This window comes from Ruminococcus sp. 210702-SL.1.03 (genome assembly GCF_020559915.1).
Taxonomy (GTDB): domain Bacteria; phylum Bacillota; class Clostridia; order Oscillospirales; family Ruminococcaceae; genus YE71.
Genome location: NZ_JAJCLZ010000132.1, coordinates 1 through 395, shown reverse-complemented (window position 1 = coordinate 395; position 395 = coordinate 1). Strand labels below are relative to the sequence as shown.

The following is a 395-nucleotide window of genomic DNA, read 5'->3' as shown; positions in this document are numbered from 1 at the left end:
CCAAAAATCTGGTAGAATAAAAGCAATAAAAACCAGAAAGGGAAGTGAAAAAATGAAGTACAGTAAAGAGTTCAAAGAGGAAGCCTTGAAACTCTCAGACGAGATTGGACTGAAAAAGGCTACTCAGCAGTTAGGGATACAGTATTACACACTGTCTGACTGGCGTTCAAAGCGAAATGCAGCTATCAAGAACCGGAAGTATCAAATGTCTGATGAAGAGCTGAAGAAGCGGAATCTGGAGCTTGAACGAGAAAATGCAGAACTCAGAAAAGCTAATGATATTTTAAAGGATGCACTCGGTTTTTTCGCAAAAGACCGGAAGAAGTAAAGACAAATGAACGGCACCTGTTCGTCAACGAATTTCGCTGTAAGTACGGCGTAAAGGCGATATGCAG

General features: G+C 41.0%; 1 protein-coding gene. It reads left to right on the top strand.

Features of this window, described 5'->3' with window-relative positions:
* On the top strand, positions 1-328 hold a 328-nt coding region (locus LI114_RS13780), incomplete at its 5' end, for a transposase (protein ID WP_319638316.1).
* Positions 329-395: the final 67 nt, after the last annotated feature.